This is a genomic window from Halobacillus dabanensis (assembly GCF_900114165.1).
GTDB classification, from domain to species: Bacteria; Bacillota; Bacilli; order Bacillales; family Halobacillaceae; genus Halobacillus; species Halobacillus dabanensis.
This window is the reverse complement of sequence record NZ_FOSB01000005.1, coordinates 283,573-300,251: the sequence shown is the minus strand read 5'-3', so window position 1 is coordinate 300,251 and position 16,679 is coordinate 283,573. Positions and strand designations below refer to the sequence as shown.

The following is a 16,679-nucleotide window of genomic DNA, read 5'->3' as shown; positions in this document are numbered from 1 at the left end:
CTTGCTTCCTCCTTTGACTACAACCGCTATCTACTCGCTTGTCACGCGGACTCCCTGAATGAAAATGTTCACAGAGTCAACAGACAATCCGACTGTTTTGTTTAGTGTGTATTTTACTTGTGATTGGACATTATGAGCGACCTCAGAAATTTTCGTTCCGTAGCTCACGATGATATACATATCTATGTGGAGGCGATCTTCATCCTGTCTGACAACGACCCCTCTGGAAAAGTTCTCTTTACGGAGCATTTCAGATAAACCGTCACGTATTTGGTTTTTGGATGCCATGCCGACAATCCCATAACATTCTACGGCAGCTCCACCGGCAATCGTTGAAATGACTTCATTGCTTATTGTAATATGACCATATTGGTTATTTAAATCAACGGACATATAGATCCTCCTTTATAATCCTCATTTTCTCACCCTATTATAACACAAAAACGCTTTATGAATTTCTGTTCAATCATGAGAAAATGAGACGGATATCCCTACTATACTGTGTAACAATCGGCATGTTCTGTCAAGAAAAAATTCTTGATATAATTCATAGTAGATTATTGCAAACACTAACTCTATATGATAAAGTTACTAAGTATCTGATGATTTATGTATGTAACAGGAGGGATTTTCATGGCACGCAGAAGTGTTCTATCTGGTAAAGGTACACGTTCAGGTAACCACCGTTCACACGCGATGAACGCTAATAAACGTAAATTCAAAGCTAATGTACAAAAAGTTCGTATCCTTGTGGACGGCAAGCCTAAAAAAGTTTACGTAACAGCACGTGAACTTAAGTCCGGCAAAGTACAGCGCGTATAATTGTATTTGCAAGAGCTTTTACGCTCGCAAAAAAGCACCCTTTCCGGGTGCTTTTTTTGTACTTTAAGATTTCTAATTGGCATAATTCCAGCAGCTCCGGAGCGTAGCCCTTTGTATGGAGCTATCAAGACGCTTCTGCTCTTGACTATTTCAGCTACAATAGCCAGCACCCAAACACTTGAAAGCAGTTTGATATTCCTGAATAATAAAAATAAATTTATCATCCTGCCTTCTTTGCACCACCGTTTTAGTCCTAATCTTTTTTAAATGTACTTATGACTGCGCGTACTAAACCCCCAACAAACCGTGGGAGTTTAATCGTATAAAATTTCAAAGAGCCCCCTCCTCCTATATGAACTAATGCGAACTCCTTTTTCACCCTTTGTTAGGCAAGTCTGTACTTCTTATTACTAAGAGTATGCCTGACTTAAAAGAAAAAGTACCCGTATCTTCAATCAGTCTGTTCGAGATGCATAAGGTGGAACCGAAGGGCAGGTATGCTTTTTCTAAAGGATAGTAAAAGCCAACAAGTGTAAGTTCCTTCACGTCAAGCGTCACAGGAAGAAAAGAAATATACGGATATTGCTCAACCGCTTCAATTTTATGCTCTCCTGCCGTCACTAATTCCACCCTATTCTGTTGATCGATGATCGTCGCTTTCACCTGTTTCTTCATCAGGGGATAAAGAAGTTGAATATTAGCCTGAGAGTGATCGATTCTTCCACCTGTCACTCCGAATAATAGAATATGCTCAGGGCTTCTTTGAAGTGCCTTATTTATTGCAAGCTCTAAATCTGTTTCATCTTTTTCATCTGGGTAAATGATCATTTGCTGTGATATTTGTTCAATCTTTTTGAGGGAGGTTTCCGATACAGAATCGAAATCACCAATGGCAAGGTCTGGTGCGATTCCTTGCTCTACGAGAACTTCTGCCCCTTGATCAGCACCGATCCAATAACAATCCTCACAAGAAAATTCTTTCAAATCAGGAATGTATGACTTCGGTCCTCCTCCCACAACAACAACTCTATTCATTTATACCTCCACCCTTTCTAAACCAGTCATCCACACTTTTTATCTCTCCATACATTAACCGACCATCTACATAAACGAAAGCCTGTGGAGACTTGCCAGTTCCCCCGCAGGAAAGCGAGTCCTTCCCCAACGACCCTTAAACTCCCACAAACATCTCGGAATCAAGTCTTCAAGGCTACTGCTATTTAGTGGAAGATAGAAAAAACTCAAAGGATGAGCGGGCCATCCTTTGAGCAGGGATTTGAAGTCTTTATGAGGAAGCTCTGATCTCTTCAATCGCCTGTTTCCGATCTTCCTGGTTGAAGATAGCACTACCAGCAACAAGTACGTCTGCGCCTGCTTCTGTACACATTCTTGCTGTTGATGCTTTCACTCCACCATCGACTTCTATTTCAAAAGACAATTGATCTTCTTTGCGCCATTCTGCAATTTGGGTGATTTTTGGAATGACGGAATGAATGAACGACTGGCCACCAAAGCCAGGATTCACTGTCATCAATAGAACAAGATCGACTTCTTGTAGAATCGGACGAATCGTTTCTGCAGGTGTTGCAGGATTAATAACTACCCCAGCTTTCACACCATGACTCTTAATCAATTGAATCGTACGATGAAGGTGGGGGCACGTCTCCTGATGAACAGTGATGATATCGGATCCAGCTTTAGCAAAAGCTTCAATATACTGATCTGGATTTTCTATCATCAAATGCACATCTAATGGCAAATCTGTTACAGGACGGATGTGCTCGACAATTAATGGGCCAATGGTAATGTTCGGTACAAAGTGCCCGTCCATAACATCCACGTGTATATAATCGGCTCCGCCACGTTCCACATCTTTAATTTCTTCTCCCAGTTTAGAAAAATCAGAAGCTAAAATGGATGGTGCAATTTTTGTCATAGCTAATACCTCGGCTTTCTGTTCTGTATTTCTTGAAGGAAGTGTAAGTAATGGTCATATCGTTTTTGAGATATCTCCCCTTCTTCCACTGCTGACTTCACAGCACATTTAGGTTCTTTGTTATGCAAACATCCCCGGAACTTACAGTCGTTTTGAACTTTAACAAATTCAGGGAAGCATTCTGGTAACTGTTCAAGCTCTAACTCACTGAATTCCAGGGAGCTAAAACCGGGGGTATCTGCCACGAGACCTTTTGAAATTTCATAAAGTTCGACATGCCGTGTCGTATGCTTGCCACGACCAAGACTCTCTGATATTTCATCTGTGTCGATGGATAGTCGCGGATCAATGGAGTTGAGCAAGGATGATTTCCCAACACCGGATTGCCCGGCAATAACCGTCGTCCGATCAGCCAAATGAGACTCGATTTGATCCATAGTTTCGGAATCGTTCACAGCAGATAAAATAACCGGATATCCGATTTTTTCATATAGGTGCTTATAGTTTTCCATCACTTCCACTTGCTTTTCATCCAATTGGTCCATTTTCGATATAACGATAAAAGGTTCGATCCGATTTTCCTCTACAAGAACGAGAAAACGATCCAATAATAACGCATTGAAGTCAGGGTGCACAGCTGAAGTTACGATTAAGGCTTGGTCGACATTGGCAATAGGAGGCCGCACTAGCTCATTTTTCCGTTCATTAATAGAAAGAATATACCCTTCTTCACGATTATCGGCTTTAAATTCGACCATATCCCCGACAAGGGGGGATACTTTCTTTTTACGAAAATTCCCGCGTCCCCTACATTGATACACTTCTCCTTCATAGAGAACGTAGTAGAATCCGCTCAATGATTTTATTATTTTTCCTACTGGCATTTTTTCACCTTCTTAATACGATACTTCGCCTTCATCAATGACTTCCCCATCTCTTACTACCCTATATGTCGCTTTTGAATTCGGTTCGATTGTAAATGTCACGTTATACGTCTTTGTTTCCGTAATGACTTCGTCAATGACAGGTGTTGCTTCATCCGTATCCGCATCATTTACATAGATTAAGACTTGTTGACCTTCTGGTTCTGCCGGTTCTTCCTGTTCACCTTCGTCTGTTTGTTCGCCCTCCTCAGCAGGGGCTTCATAAGGCACTTCGATTTCACGCGTTTCTTCTCGAAGAGGTTGTGGTTCAGGTCCTTCAGAGACAACTAGATTAACGGTTTCCCCTTCTTCCACCTCGGTAAACGCGCCTGGATCCTGATTAATGACTCTCCCTTCCCCGACATCCCCGGAATAATCATAACTAACCTCTACATCAAGACCTCTTCTTTCTAAATAATCCTTTGCATTTTGTTCTGTTACACCCTCTAGATTACTAAGTTCGAACTTGGGTGGACCGCTACTGACCTGGAAAGTGACTTCTGTATCTTCTGGAATGACATTCTCCCCAGGGCTTGGTCTCACATGCTCAAGGATTTCACCTGCCGGTCGATCACTAGGAGCAGAATAAGAGCTGATTCCGCCATATCCTTTGCTCTCCAGCTCTTCCTTCACTCTCTCAAATTCCTCCCCCGTATAATCAGGGAATTCCACCCGCTCTTTCCCATTACTAAGATAAACGGTCACCTCGGAGCCCTCTTTGACTGTCATGCCTGCTTCCGGGTCTGTCTCAATAACATCTCCCTCCTCGACATCTTCAGAGAAGCGAGTTTCCCTTACCACATTTAAATTCAAGTCACTTAGTTCACTGTAAGCTGTCTCATATTCCTCTCCGGCAAGGTCTGGTATATCTACATCCGCTGGTTGTATTATTCCTGGGATTGTAAATAAAGCTACAGCTCCTCCGATGATCAACAATAAAAGGAGGGTGAGAATCCACGGCCAAAAACGTCTTTTCTTCGTTTTTTTCCCTTTAGGGGCCTGTTCTTCTTGCTTAGTTTCTTGATAGGTCTTCGTTTGTGTCGTTGAGGCTGTATTTATAGGCTTATGGTCACTAGTGTTGATGATTGTGTCCTCATTAGGTGAATCCCCATAAGAATCATTGGTGATGACAGGAATAGCCTTTGTTTTTTCCTCTTCTTCATCTTCGGGCAGTGTAAACGCTGGTTCATTTTCCCTATGAGGTTCGAGGGATGTTTCAATGTCATGCTCCATTTCCAATACCGATTCAAAACGATGGAAAGGGTCTTTAGCCGTAGATTTTAATACAATATTTTCAACACTTTGAGGTATTTCTGCATTCCATCTTTTCGGTGATGGCGTTTCATGTTGTAAATGTTTAAGTGCGATCGAAACTGGTGATTCGCCAGAAAACGGCAATCGACCTGTCAACAGTTCAAAGAATACGATGCCGAGCGAATAGACATCTGATTTTTTTGTTGCCATCCCGCCTCTTGCCTGTTCAGGTGATAGATAATGCACGGATCCTAAAACGGAATTTGTCTGAGTTAAAGCCGTCGCACTCAATGCCATCGCAATTCCGAAATCGGTCACCTTCACATGCCCATAGTGATCGATCAGGATATTTTGAGGTTTGATGTCTCTGTGAACGATGCCATTATCATGAGCATGGGAAATTGCAGATGCAATCTGTCTCATAATGTCAACGGCTTCTGTTACATCTACAGGGCTGTGTTGCTGAATATACTGCTTTAATGTCATACCGTCCACATATTCCATGACCATAAAGTAAATATCATCTTCTTCCCCGACATCATAAATATTTACGATGTTCGGATGAGAGAGACTTGTGGCCGATTGTGCTTCTCTATGAAACCTGGCAATGAATTCCTCATCATTTCCATGTTCCAGCCTCAATACTTTAATGGCGACTTCCCTGTCCAATATCGTATCATGGGCAAGATAAACGTTCGCCATACCGCCACCACCGATCATCTCTTGAACTCGATAACGGTCATTAAGGAGACGGTTATTCAACATTATTCCGCACCTTCTTTCTCAGTAGGCGAGTGATAATGGACGATGGCTAGTGTAATATTGTCCTCTCCACCACGTTCATTGGCAAGAGTCACCATTCTTTCTGCGAATTGTGACCATTCTCCCTGAAACGACTGAAACTCACCGATTTCTTGATCGCTGACTTTGTTCGTTAAACCGTCCGTACATAATAATAGACGGTCACCAGATTCGAATTCTAATGTCTTCACATCCGCAGTCAAATCGTATTCCGTTCCGAGGGCTTTGAGAAGGACGTTCTTGCGAGGGTGTTGTTCTGCCTGTTCTTCGGTAATTTGACCTGAACGGACAAGTTCGTTCACAAGGGAATGATCCTCTGTAATACAACTGAACCCATAGGTATTAGCAAAGTAACAACGACTGTCACCAATATGACCAATGGTAGCAAACTGATCTGTACATATGGCAACCACAACGGTCGTGCCCATCCCGGCACACTCTTCATGTTTTTCAGCATATGTCTTGATATCATTATTGACGGTAAGGACAGCTTCTTTTATCCACTTTTCTGCTTCATCTGGTGTTTCTATTTTTTCGGCTTCAAGCCACATTTTATGTAAATGAGAAGTTGCCATCTGGCTTGCCACGTCCCCAGCCTGATGACCGCCCATTCCGTCTGCAACGATGGCAATTGTTTGTCCGGCATCATTCTTGAAAACGCCGCCAGCATCCTCGTTATGATTTCTGACTTTTCCTTGGTCCGTAAGATAATAGCCTATCATGGTCTCACCTACCTCTTTTTTTACGTTCTGACATTTGACTTATGGGGATAAATGTCAGAACGTTCCTTTTCTCTCTTTTCCTTTGCACTCTGTTATCGATGGTTCGCAATGGAAATGGGAGGAAAGCTGCTACCCTTATTGCAACCTCCCAACACCTCTTCTATCTGCAGGGATTCATTCTTTTACTAATCTCGTCAAGAAAAACCCATCTGTATCCCATTCTTGTGGGAACAATTGTAGTCCTGTTTCTGTTCTACCTATGGATTGCTGCAATGAATCTGGCAAATCATCAAAAAATGTCGGATCCACACGGAAATCCGGATGGGTAGCAAGGAAATGTTCGACCGCTTCCTCATTTTCATGACGATCGACGGTACATGTACTATAGACGAACTTGCCTCCTGATTTTAATAATGGAGCAAGTTCAGAAAAAAGGTCATCTTGTATTTTTCTTAAAGAATAGATGTCTTCTTCTTTTTTATGGTATTTGATGTCCGGCTTTCCTCTTAGGACACCAAGTCCTGAACAAGGGGCGTCCAATAGTATACGATCGAAGGAGTTAGCCTTATGTTTTTCACTCAGCTTTCTTGAATCAGCCTGATTTGCTGTAATCGATGTTAGTTGCAGTTGTTCCGCCTTTTTGCTGACCAGCTTTGCCTTTTTTTTCATGTAAGTCATATGCCAAAACTTCTCCTTGATTGGACATTTTTTCAGCAATGTGGGTTGTTTTCCCTCCAGGCGCACTGCAAGCGTCAAGCACTGTTAAATCTGAGTCCAGGTCCATCATTTCTGCGACCAGCATAGAACTCTGATCCTGAACAGTAAGATATCCATCTGTAAAAAGCGGATGAGAGAGGATCGCGCCTTCAGCCACAATGAACCCTTGCGGAGAAAACACACTTTCTTCTACTTTATATCCATCTTCCCGTAATCGCTCCATGGCCTTCTCCCGGCTTATCCGGAGTTTCTGGACGCGAACAGATATCGGCAAGTGATGATTATTCGCTTCACACATCGCTTTCGTTGTATCGTATCCATATTGATCTACCCAGCGGTTCACAAGCCACTCCGGATGACTTGTTTCAATGGCCAAACCCTTCAGGGGATCGTCAATTTTGTCTAAGGATTGCACGCCCTTTCGCTGGACGTTTCGTAAGACGCCATTCATAAAGGATGAAATCCCTTTGTGGCCACGTTTCTTAGAAATTTCAACCGCTTCATGGATAATCGCATGATCAGGCACTCTTTCAAGGAAAATCATCTGATAAACGGACATATAAAGCAGCCAACGAACCCAGGGCTTGATTTTCTTTTGTTTCCCGATATATGGTTGGATATAAAAATCAATCAAGTCTCTGTGTTGGAGAGTTCCATAAACAATTTCAGTCAAAAGCCCTCCATCCTGGCGGGAGAGTCTTTGTTTAGAAATTTCGCGGTCAAGTAAAACATGACTGAATCCCCCTTGTTCTCCGATACGGGTTAACAGATCCAGGGCCGATTCTCTTAAAGCATACTTAGTCATTCTTCTCCCCCAGACGTTCCCCGACTTCTAACGATTGTCCGGCGCCATTGATGAATGCTTGCCCATCCATCTTCTTCTTGCCTGACGGTTGGAGCGACACAATCTTTACAGCCTGATTTCCACCTGTTGCAACCAATATCCCATCTTCCTCGATCCGTACGACCGTTCCAGGTTCTTCTTTGAATGTACCATTTACTTTTTCTGCCCACCAGATTTTCAATGGTTTCCCTTTCCAGAACGTATACGCAACCGGCCATGGATGCAATCCTCTTACATGATTATAAACCGTTTGTTGATCGTTCGACCAGTCGATCAGTTCCTGCTCCCTTTTTATATTAGAAGCAAATGTCACTTTGGATTCGTCTTGTGCTTCCGGTGTAATTCGACCTGTTAATAAATCAGGAAGTGTTTCTGCTAGCAGATCCGCTCCCGCTACAGCCAGTTTATCATGCAATGTTCCGACATGATCACTATCTGCTATCGGGACTTTCACTTTTGATAGCATATCCCCTGCATCTAAACGCTTTACCATATACATGATCGTAACCCCAGTCTCTTTTTTACCTTCTAAGATACTGTAGTGGATTGGTGCGCCCCCGCGGAATTCCGGTAATAAGGATGCATGGACATTAATACAGCCGTATTCTGGTTGTTCCAGAAGCGCTTCAGGCAAAATTTGACCAAAGGCCGCCGTAACAATCAGGTCAGGTTCATAAGCCAGGACCTCCTGATACTCATCTTTGATTTTTTCTGGCTGGAATACGGGAATCCCGTGCTTCTCTGCCGCCACTTTGACCGGCGGAGGTGTCAATGTCTTCTTTCTTCCTTTCGGACGGTCTGGCTGCGTGGTTACTAAGACGACGTCATATCCTTCTTCTATGATGCGATCAAGGACAGGTACGGCAAAATCCGGTGTCCCCATAAATGCGATTCTTGTCATGACATGTGGCTCCCTTCTTGCTACATCAACTGATACGGTTGAAAATCTACCGTGATCTGTAATCCATTTTCCTGTTTCATTTCATCTTCATAGTAATGCAATATCCGTTCAACGAATTTACGTTGCTCTGGTTCTTTCTTATATTTTACCATGCATTGGTAGCGATATCTATTATTGATACGGGTCAGGGCAGACGGGGTCGGTCCAAGTACATACGCCTGATCCGACAGCTTCTGTTGCATGAACATCGTAATTTTTTGAGTCACTTCCTGAACCTTCAGTTGATTTGGATGAGATATCGTAAACAATGTAAGGAAATAATAGGGCGGATAACGAAACGCCTTTCTCAATTTCATCTCTTCATTGAAAAATTGTTCATAATCATACTGACTTGCGAGCTCGATACTATAATGTTCCGGGGTATAAGTCTGGACCACCACTTCTCCTGCTTTTTCGTGCCTCCCCGCTCTACCACTTACCTGGGTGAGCAGTTGGAATGTTTTTTCTGAAGCCCGGAAGTCAGGTAAGTTCAGAAGTGCATCGGCGGCAAGGACACCGACGAGGGTGACATTACCAAAGTCTAACCCTTTTGCGATCATTTGAGTACCTAACAGGATATCAGCATTCCCATCCCCAAACTGTTTAAGTAGACTTTCGTGTGCCCCTTTTCTTCTTGTTGTATCTACATCCATCCGAATCACCCGTGCTTCGGGAATTAATTCTTGCAGGGCTTCTTCGACTTTTTGAGTGCCTGTACCGAAATAACGAATCGTCTTACTTTCACATTCCGGGCACTCTGTCGGCATCTGCTCTTCATGGGAACAATAGTGGCATTTTAGACGATTCTGCCTTTTATGATACGTTAAAGCTATGTCACAATGAGGGCATTCGCTCACATGGCCACAATCCCGACACATGACGAACGTGGAATAGCCACGCCGGTTGAGGAAAAGGACCACCTGTTCTCCTCGGGATAAGCGCTCTTCTATTTTTTCCCTCAAAGTGATAGAAAACATCGAACGGTTCCCGCTGTGCAGTTCATCTCTCATATCGACGAGTTCCACTTCCGGCATTACAGATTCGTTCATCCGTTTACTCATCGTCAAGAGCTGATAGTTCCCCTTCACAGCCCTTGCGTAACTTTCAAGAGCAGGGGTCGCGCTTCCAAGTACGACAGGACACTTGTGCGTCTTTCCTCTTTCTACCGCTACATCTCTTGCATGATACCTGGTCCGGTCTTCTTGCTTGTAACTTGTTTCATGTTCTTCATCGATGATAATTAAACCGAGTTTAGTAAAGGGAGCAAAAATAGCCGACCGTGCTCCTACCACGACCTGGACTTCTTTACGCTGGATCTTTCGCCATTCATCATATTTTTCTCCTGCTGATAATGCACTGTGAAGAACAGCGACTTTAGAACCGAAACGCCCTTTAAATCGTTCGACCATCTGAGGGGTAAGGGCGATTTCTGGTACAAGCATGATGGCTTCTTCTCCTCTGTTGATCACTTCCTGGATGGACTGCAAATAGACTTCTGTTTTTCCACTACCGGTTACGCCATGTAATAGGAAGACATCATGTGTCCGTTCTTCAATCGATTGCAGGATCGGTTTTATGGCTGTTTCCTGCTCTTTTGTAAGTGGGAAAGGTTCTGTTCTTTGAAATTCTCGATCACCATAGGGATCACGAAAAATCTCCTTTTTAAACTCACGGATGATTCCCTTGTCTACAAGTGGTTTCAAAGAAGCATTGGTTGTAGATAACACTTCCAATAGCCGCTTCTTTTCGATGGTTTTTGGATATTCCAGGAAAAATTCTATGATCGTGCGTTGTTTTTTCGCTTGTGGTGGGAGATCGACAAGCTTTTCCTCCAGGTCCATACCATCACTTACCGGTTCCACCATCGTTGTTGTTTTTTTCGTTTCTCTGCTTTTCACTTCATAATGGACATCGACTTCGCCCTCATTCATATGTTTGCGGAGGGTGTGGTAACTGATGCCTGATTGCTCGAATTCCTCAAAGTCCACGACTATCCTTCCAGCAAAAAGAGTGTCAAGATCAGTACCTAGCGACTCCTCTGTCAGCTTCCACAATTCTTTTCTGTATTTTGCCTTCATGACTTGTGGGAGCATCACTTGCAGACAGGAAATATAGTAACTGAGGGTGTTTTTAGACAGCCACTTCCCAAGCTGCAACAATTCTTCGGTCAATGTCGGGATCACATCAAGAACATCTGTGATTTTTTTGACAGAAGTAAACGAACTTGTTTCCGATAAAGAGATGACATATCCCAAAATCTTCCTTGGCCCGAATGGAACGATTACACGCACACCAGGCTGGACAATCCCCTCAAACTTCTCGGGAATTTTATAATCGAAGGGCCTGTTCGTATTTTGGGAGGCCACATCAACGATGACGTTTGCTATCAACGCTCTTCACCCTTCTTTATCTCATCGATCGCCTCCGAGAGGATGTTATGAGCGAGTTGATCTTTACTCATTAAAGGAAACTCCTGGTCTTTCCCTTTCCTGGTGATTAAAAGGGAAACGTTTGTGTCTGTACCAAAGCCTGCCCCTTCTTCTGAGACATTATTGATGACGATAGCATCCAGGTTTTTCTTTGCAAGCTTCTCCCTTCCATAACGCTCCGGATCATTCGTTTCTGCCGCAAAACCAATCAAATACTGATGTTCTTTCCTTTGGCCCAGCTCCATCAATATATCTTTGGTACGTTCCATCTCTACAACATAGTCATCAGAGGACTTCTTCATTTTATGATCAAACGTCAGTTTAGGCCGGTAGTCCGCTACTGCTGCTGACTTAATGACGATATCCTGTTCTGGATACGCATGTATTACTTCCTCATACATCTCTTGTGCTGTAGTAATGGGGACGACACGGACGTCGGCAGGTGCATCGAGCGCCACTGGTCCTGATACTAACGTAACTTCCGCTCCCAGCAAAGCTGCCTGTCTAGCCAGTGCATATCCCATTTTTCCTGTCGAAGGATTGGTGAAATATCTTACAGGGTCTATTTTTTCACGGGTAGGACCCGCGGTAATCAGGACTCTTTTCCCTTTTAATGGTTGTGGTTTGCTATACTCCGTCTGTAATACTTCAACGATGGATTCAGGCTCTTCCAAGCGGCCTTTTCCGACATATCCGCATGCAAGATACCCTTCCCCTGGTTCGATGAAACGGAAGCCCCACTTCTCCAGTTGTTGCATATTATTCATTACACTAGGATGTTTGTACATGTGAACATTCATCGCTGGTGCGATATAGACTGGTGCTTCTGTCGCAAGTAATGTTGTCGACAGCATATCATCCGCAAGCCCTCCTGCAAGCTTGCCGATCACATTGGCTGTAGCTGGTGCGATTAAAAACAGGTCTGCCCAGTCAGCAACATCGATGTGCTGTATTTGAGAAGCATCTTGTTCATCAAATGTATCGGTATAAACAGGTTGTCGTGATAAAGCCTGGAAAGTGGTAGGTGCTACGAATTTTTGAGCACTGGCGGTCATGATCACTTTTACGACAGCTCCTGCCTGGACGAGTTTACTTGTGAGAGCAGCAGCTTTATATGCGGCGATTCCACCTGATACTCCTAGTACGATCTTTTTCCCTTTCAACATCTGACAGACCCCTTTACTAAAAAATGTTTCCCCCTAAAACACGTAGGAAAAGCCGCGCTGATTGAATCAAGAAGCGCGGCTTTTCCTACGTCGTTTTCATGTTCTTATGTGGTTTCTGTACGAGTCTGGATTTCATCCGAGTCGATATAATTCAATTTACCGTTTTGGATTTCTTCCAGTGCCACACCGACTTGCTGGTGGGAAGTCGGATTATCGATCATCGGCGCACTTCCTTGTTTCAATTCACGCGCTCTTCTTGCAGATAAGGTGACAAGGGTATATTTGGATTTGATTTGTTTTTGTAAAGAATCAATGGATGGTTCTAACATCATGATTATTCATCCTCCAATGCTTTTTTGTATTGATGGGCGACACGTTCACGTTTACAGTGCTCACTAGCGACAATCGACTTCACCTTAGTTACGGCATTGTCGATCTGATCGTTGACGACGACATAATCATACGCATCCATCATATCAATTTCTTCTTTTGCTGCTTTCAGGCGGTTTTTCACCTTTTCTTCGGTTTCCGTTCCACGGTTGACGATACGGTCTTTCAGTTCTTCCAAAGATGGTGGAATTAAAAAGACGAACACGCCTTCAGGGAAGTTCTCCCGTACTTTGAGTGCTCCTTGAACTTCGATTTCTAAAAAGACATCTTTGCCTTCATTCAATGTCTGTTCAACATACTGACGTGGGGTGCCGTAATAGTTTCCCACGTATTCCGCATGTTCAATCAACTGTCCTTCACTAATCAATTTCTCAAATTCGTCTCTTGATTTGAAGAAATAATCAATACCGTCCACTTCCCCTTCACGCGGCTCACGGGTCGTCATGGAAATGGAATATCGCAAATCGGTCGATTGGTCGAATAAAGCTTTACGAACGGTTCCTTTACCGACACCTGATGGGCCGGAAAGTATGAATAAAATCCCTTTCTGATCAATCACTGCAAAAAGTCCTCCTAATTTTCATCTGAGATCTCGTCGTTACTGATGACTCGCTGCCCGACAGTTTCCGGTTGTACAGCAGAAAGGACGACATGATCACTATCTGTAATAATGACCGCACGTGTACGGCGACCATATGTAGCATCTACTAATTTATTATTGTCACGGGCGACCGTGATGATACGTTTGATCGGAGCGGATTCCGGTGAAACGATCGAAATGATGCGGTTTGCAGAAACAACGTTTCCAAAACCGATGTTAATTAATTTCAAACTCAAGGCTGACTCCTCCTTCTAGACCAAGCACTTCTACTCAATAACTCTATTATATGAAAAAAACAGGGCGAAACACAATTGTTATTCGATATTTTGCACTTGTTCTTTCATTTTTTCAATTTCACTCTTCAAATTCACAACGGTCTCCATCACCTGACCATCATTGGATTTCGAACCGATCGTATTCACTTCTCTGTGCATTTCCTGAACAATAAAATCCAGGCGGCGGCCGATAGGTTCTTCCCTCTCTAGCGTTTCCTCCAATTGGATCAGATGGGACTCTAGACGAGTCAACTCCTCTGTCACGTCCCCTTTCTCAGCCAGGAGAGCGACTTCCTGAAGAATTTTCGTGTCATCAGGACGGATTTGTTCCCGGGTATACTCCTCCACACGGTTACGAATTCTCTCTTTGTACGCCTCAATAACGATAGGACGGCGATCATCGAGACTGCGAATGGACTCCCTGACATTATCGACCCGAAGGCTCAAGTCCTGGTGTAACTTTTTGCCTTCCTGGATTCGCATATGCAGCAGCCGCTCAACAGCATCCTCTGCAGCTTGCAACAACACGTTCTGTAGAGCATCAGAGTCTACCTGTGCTTCTTTTTCTGTAAATATATCCTCTAACTTGGATACCATATCAATAGATATATCACCCGTCAAATTGTATCGATTCTTGATTTCCTGTAAACGATCGATATACTGATCCACTCTTGACCAATCTACATCGATCTTTTTATCAAAGAGCGCCTGCCCTTCAAGTGTTACAATGACATCCACCCTGCCACGGGACAATTCTTTTTTCACCACTTTTTTCAACCGGTCATCCAGGAACATCAATGTACGGGGACTTTTTATTGCTACATCCAGAAAGCGATGATTGACAGCTTTGATCTCTACATCTATCTGGGTATCACCGACTTCCACAGCAGCCTTGCCATAACCTGTCATGCTCTTTACCATTCGACTATCACACCTATATATGTAAATTAATCTATTTTCTTTATTTTATCAAAGCCCCATCTCTGTGGCGAATAATTGTCCCTGCACAAGGAATATTCTTAGAATTAACCGGACCAAACATGCTATACTTTTTACAGTAGAGAGGTGAAGACCATGTCTTTTGACGGAATTGTAACCCGGGCGATCACTAATGAGTTGAATGAAACGATCCAGTCCGGACGTATTATGAAAATTTATCAGCCAACAGAAACGGAACTTGTATTCACAGTCCGTTCACAGAGAAAAAAACACACCCTTCTGTTGTCCGCTCACCCGAGCTATGCTCGCTTCCATTTGACGGATGACCAATATCATAACCCAAAAGAGCCTCCGATGTTGTGCATGCTGCTTAGAAAGCACTTAATCGGCGGGTTCATTGAAAGGATTGAACAAGTAAGTATGGAACGGATCGTCAAGTTCCATATCCGCACACGTAACGAAATCGGCGATGAAACAATGAAGACACTAGTGATTGAAGTGATGGGAAAACACTCTAACATACTGCTAATCGATGAAGAACAAGGCCATATGCTTGATAGCATCAAACACCTGCCCCCTTCACAAAACCGGCACCGTACGATCATGCCGGGACAGCCGTATAAACTTCCCCCTGAGCAAGGTAAAATCAATCCTGTAGATCTGGACCCGGACACATTCATAAAGAAACTGGACTTCAATTCCGGTAAGATGGACAAACAAATTTTGAATATCGTCATGGGCTTTTCCCCATTGGTGACGAAAGAAATTGTCCATCAGGCGGGTCTCGGAGGGCCTGCTGCCTATAAAGAAGCTTATAGCGAAGTCAGAGATCGGATTATCGAGCATCGCTATGAGCCCCAAATACATCGGACAGACAAAGAACAATTTTATGTGGTCCCTCTTCATGCATTTTCAGGTGAAGTAGAATCCTTTGCTTCTGTCAGCGCCATGCTGGATGATTATTATTCAGGAAAAGCGGAACGCGACCGTGTGAAGCAGCAGGCTGGTGATTTACATCGCTTCTTGAAAAACGAACGCGATAAAAATAAAAGAAAAATCAAAAAGCACGAAGAGACCATGAGGAAATCAGAAGCAGCTGAAGATTACCAGCGTCTTGGTGAACTTTTGACAGCTCATATGCATATGGTCAAGACAGGCGACGAGTCCGTAACGATCATCAATTATTATGACCCTGATCAATCGGAACTTACGATCGAATTGAACCCCAACAAGACACCAAGTGAAAATGCACAAAGTTACTTCCAAACCTATACGAAATTAAAAAAATCTAAAGAAGTCGTGCAAAAAGAAATTCAAAAAGCTACCGATGAAATCCTTTACTTTGAGAGATTGATCCAACAAGTGGAATCAGCGCGGGAAGAGGATATAGAAGAGATTCGGGAAGAGTTGCGTGAACAAGGATACTTGAAGAAAAAACCGGCTGCAAAAGGAAACCGGAAAAACAACCAGAAGAAACCGGCACCGGAAAGCTTTCAATCCAGTGACGGTACGTTGATTTATGTTGGTAGAAACAACAAACAGAACGAATACTTGACGAACCGGATGGCAAACAAAATGGACATTTGGCTGCATGCGAAAGATATTCCCGGGTCACATGTAGTGATTCGCGATGAAGAACCCAGTGAAGACACTCTGTTCGAAGCCGCTCAACTTGCTGCCAATTTCAGTAAATCAAGTAAGTCCTCCTCTGTTCCTGTAGACTACACAAGGATCCGTCATGTGAAGAAACCCTCAGGAGCGAAGCCAGGCTTTGTGACTTACGATCAGCAACAGACATTGTTTGTAACCCCTGATGCTTCCTTCGTGAAAAAGTTAAAAATGCAGGACTGACCGATGACCTCCGTTCCTAATTAATGGAACGGAGGTTTTTACATATCCGACACCTCATGAGACAAACTA

16 protein-coding genes and 1 pseudogene are annotated in these 16,679 nt (G+C 43.4%); 2 read left to right on the top strand and 15 right to left on the bottom strand.

Annotated features, from left to right (window positions below; genetic code table 11):
* Nucleotides 1-30 precede the first annotated feature (30 nt).
* The gene (locus tag BMZ58_RS10970; protein ID WP_075036596.1) at nt 31-393 is read right to left on the bottom strand and encodes an Asp23/Gls24 family envelope stress response protein; all 363 of its coding nucleotides are present in this window, start codon (nt 391-393) and stop codon (nt 31-33) included.
* Nucleotides 394-633: 240 nt separating this feature from the next.
* Between BMZ58_RS10970 and rpmB the strand changes: the two genes are divergently transcribed.
* On the top strand, nt 634-822 hold the full coding sequence (gene rpmB, locus BMZ58_RS10965; protein ID WP_075036595.1) for a 50S ribosomal protein L28: 189 nt from the start codon (nt 634-636) through the stop codon (nt 820-822).
* Nucleotides 823-1,075: 253 nt separating this feature from the next.
* On the opposite strand, the gene spoVM is transcribed toward rpmB, so the two are convergent.
* The 14 genes and pseudogenes from spoVM to BMZ58_RS10895 form a co-directional block, all read right to left on the bottom strand.
* Nucleotides 1,076-1,201 carry a stage V sporulation protein SpoVM gene (gene spoVM, locus BMZ58_RS21450; RefSeq protein WP_083412691.1) on the bottom strand — a complete coding sequence of 42 codons (126 nt, stop codon included), beginning with the start codon at nt 1,199-1,201 and terminating at the stop codon, nt 1,076-1,078.
* Entirely contained in the window at nt 1,198-1,857 is a 660-nt protein-coding gene (locus tag BMZ58_RS10955) for a thiamine diphosphokinase (RefSeq protein WP_075036594.1), read from the bottom strand. Before BMZ58_RS10955 ends, spoVM begins: the two co-directional genes overlap by 4 nt.
* A gap of 250 nt (nt 1,858-2,107) precedes the next feature.
* Nucleotides 2,108-2,758, bottom strand: coding sequence for a ribulose-phosphate 3-epimerase (gene rpe, locus BMZ58_RS10950; RefSeq protein WP_075036593.1), 651 nt, complete (start codon nt 2,756-2,758; stop codon nt 2,108-2,110).
* A gap of 2 nt (nt 2,759-2,760) precedes the next feature.
* On the bottom strand, nt 2,761-3,642 hold the full coding sequence (rsgA, locus tag BMZ58_RS10945; RefSeq protein WP_075036592.1) for a ribosome small subunit-dependent GTPase A: 882 nt from the start codon (nt 3,640-3,642) through the stop codon (nt 2,761-2,763).
* 12 nt (nt 3,643-3,654) lie between these two features.
* Nucleotides 3,655-5,700 (bottom strand): Stk1 family PASTA domain-containing Ser/Thr kinase, encoded by a 2,046-nt coding sequence (pknB, locus tag BMZ58_RS10940; protein ID WP_075036591.1) that lies wholly within the window; start codon nt 5,698-5,700, stop codon nt 3,655-3,657.
* A complete protein-coding gene (locus tag BMZ58_RS10935) occupies nt 5,700-6,458 on the bottom strand; it encodes a Stp1/IreP family PP2C-type Ser/Thr phosphatase (protein ID WP_075036590.1) in 759 nt (252 codons plus the stop codon). The genes pknB and BMZ58_RS10935 overlap by 1 nt, the downstream gene beginning before the upstream one ends.
* A gap of 174 nt (nt 6,459-6,632) precedes the next feature.
* A pseudogene (gene rsmB / locus BMZ58_RS10930) lies at nt 6,633-7,980 on the bottom strand (16S rRNA (cytosine(967)-C(5))-methyltransferase RsmB).
* The gene (gene fmt, locus BMZ58_RS10925) at nt 7,973-8,920 is read right to left on the bottom strand and encodes a methionyl-tRNA formyltransferase (protein ID WP_075036589.1); all 948 of its coding nucleotides are present in this window, start codon (nt 8,918-8,920) and stop codon (nt 7,973-7,975) included. Before fmt ends, rsmB begins: the two are co-directional and overlap by 8 nt.
* A 20-nt stretch (nt 8,921-8,940) precedes the next feature.
* Nucleotides 8,941-11,349 (bottom strand): primosomal protein N', encoded by a 2,409-nt coding sequence (priA, locus tag BMZ58_RS10920; protein WP_075036588.1) that lies wholly within the window; start codon nt 11,347-11,349, stop codon nt 8,941-8,943.
* On the bottom strand, nt 11,346-12,554 hold the full coding sequence (gene coaBC / locus BMZ58_RS10915; RefSeq protein WP_075036587.1) for a bifunctional phosphopantothenoylcysteine decarboxylase/phosphopantothenate--cysteine ligase CoaBC: 1,209 nt from the start codon (nt 12,552-12,554) through the stop codon (nt 11,346-11,348). Before coaBC ends, priA begins: the two co-directional genes overlap by 4 nt.
* 104 nt (nt 12,555-12,658) lie before the next feature.
* Nucleotides 12,659-12,886 (bottom strand): DNA-directed RNA polymerase subunit omega, encoded by a 228-nt coding sequence (rpoZ, locus tag BMZ58_RS10910; RefSeq protein WP_075036586.1) that lies wholly within the window; start codon nt 12,884-12,886, stop codon nt 12,659-12,661.
* Nucleotides 12,887-12,888: 2 nt separating this feature from the next.
* On the bottom strand, nt 12,889-13,503 hold the full coding sequence (gene gmk / locus BMZ58_RS10905) for a guanylate kinase (RefSeq protein ID WP_075036585.1): 615 nt from the start codon (nt 13,501-13,503) through the stop codon (nt 12,889-12,891).
* A 14-nt stretch (nt 13,504-13,517) separates the two neighbouring features.
* Nucleotides 13,518-13,781, bottom strand: coding sequence for an extracellular matrix/biofilm regulator RemA (gene remA / locus BMZ58_RS10900; protein ID WP_027954142.1), 264 nt, complete (start codon nt 13,779-13,781; stop codon nt 13,518-13,520).
* Between the two features lie 78 nt (nt 13,782-13,859).
* Nucleotides 13,860-14,741 carry a YicC/YloC family endoribonuclease gene (locus tag BMZ58_RS10895; protein ID WP_075036584.1) on the bottom strand — a complete coding sequence of 294 codons (882 nt, stop codon included), beginning with the start codon at nt 14,739-14,741 and terminating at the stop codon, nt 13,860-13,862.
* A 153-nt stretch (nt 14,742-14,894) separates the two neighbouring features.
* Between BMZ58_RS10895 and BMZ58_RS10890 the strand changes: the two genes are divergently transcribed.
* The gene (locus tag BMZ58_RS10890; RefSeq protein WP_075036583.1) at nt 14,895-16,610 is read left to right on the top strand and encodes an Rqc2 family fibronectin-binding protein; all 1,716 of its coding nucleotides are present in this window, start codon (nt 14,895-14,897) and stop codon (nt 16,608-16,610) included.
* Nucleotides 16,611-16,679: the final 69 nt, after the last annotated feature.

Coding starts and splice junctions, on each gene's coding strand:
- BMZ58_RS10970 (WP_075036596.1), bottom strand. CDS start 393: ATGTCCGTTGATTTAAATAACCAATATGGTCATATTACAATAAGCAAT.
- rpmB (WP_075036595.1), top strand. CDS start 634: ATGGCACGCAGAAGTGTTCTATCTGGTAAAGGTACACGTTCAGGTAAC.
- BMZ58_RS10955 (WP_075036594.1), bottom strand. CDS start 1,857: ATGAATAGAGTTGTTGTTGTGGGAGGAGGACCGAAGTCATACATTCCT.
- rpe (WP_075036593.1), bottom strand. CDS start 2,758: ATGACAAAAATTGCACCATCCATTTTAGCTTCTGATTTTTCTAAACTG.
- rsgA (WP_075036592.1), bottom strand. CDS start 3,642: ATGCCAGTAGGAAAAATAATAAAATCATTGAGCGGATTCTACTACGTT.
- pknB (WP_075036591.1), bottom strand. CDS start 5,700: ATGTTGAATAACCGTCTCCTTAATGACCGTTATCGAGTTCAAGAGATG.
- BMZ58_RS10935 (WP_075036590.1), bottom strand. CDS start 6,458: ATGATAGGCTATTATCTTACGGACCAAGGAAAAGTCAGAAATCATAAC.
- fmt (WP_075036589.1), bottom strand. CDS start 8,920: ATGACAAGAATCGCATTTATGGGGACACCGGATTTTGCCGTACCTGTC.
- coaBC (WP_075036587.1), bottom strand. CDS start 12,554: ATGTTGAAAGGGAAAAAGATCGTACTAGGAGTATCAGGTGGAATCGCC.
- rpoZ (WP_075036586.1), bottom strand. CDS start 12,886: ATGATGTTAGAACCATCCATTGATTCTTTACAAAAACAAATCAAATCC.
- BMZ58_RS10895 (WP_075036584.1), bottom strand. CDS start 14,741: ATGGTAAAGAGCATGACAGGTTATGGCAAGGCTGCTGTGGAAGTCGGT.
- BMZ58_RS10890 (WP_075036583.1), top strand. CDS start 14,895: ATGTCTTTTGACGGAATTGTAACCCGGGCGATCACTAATGAGTTGAAT.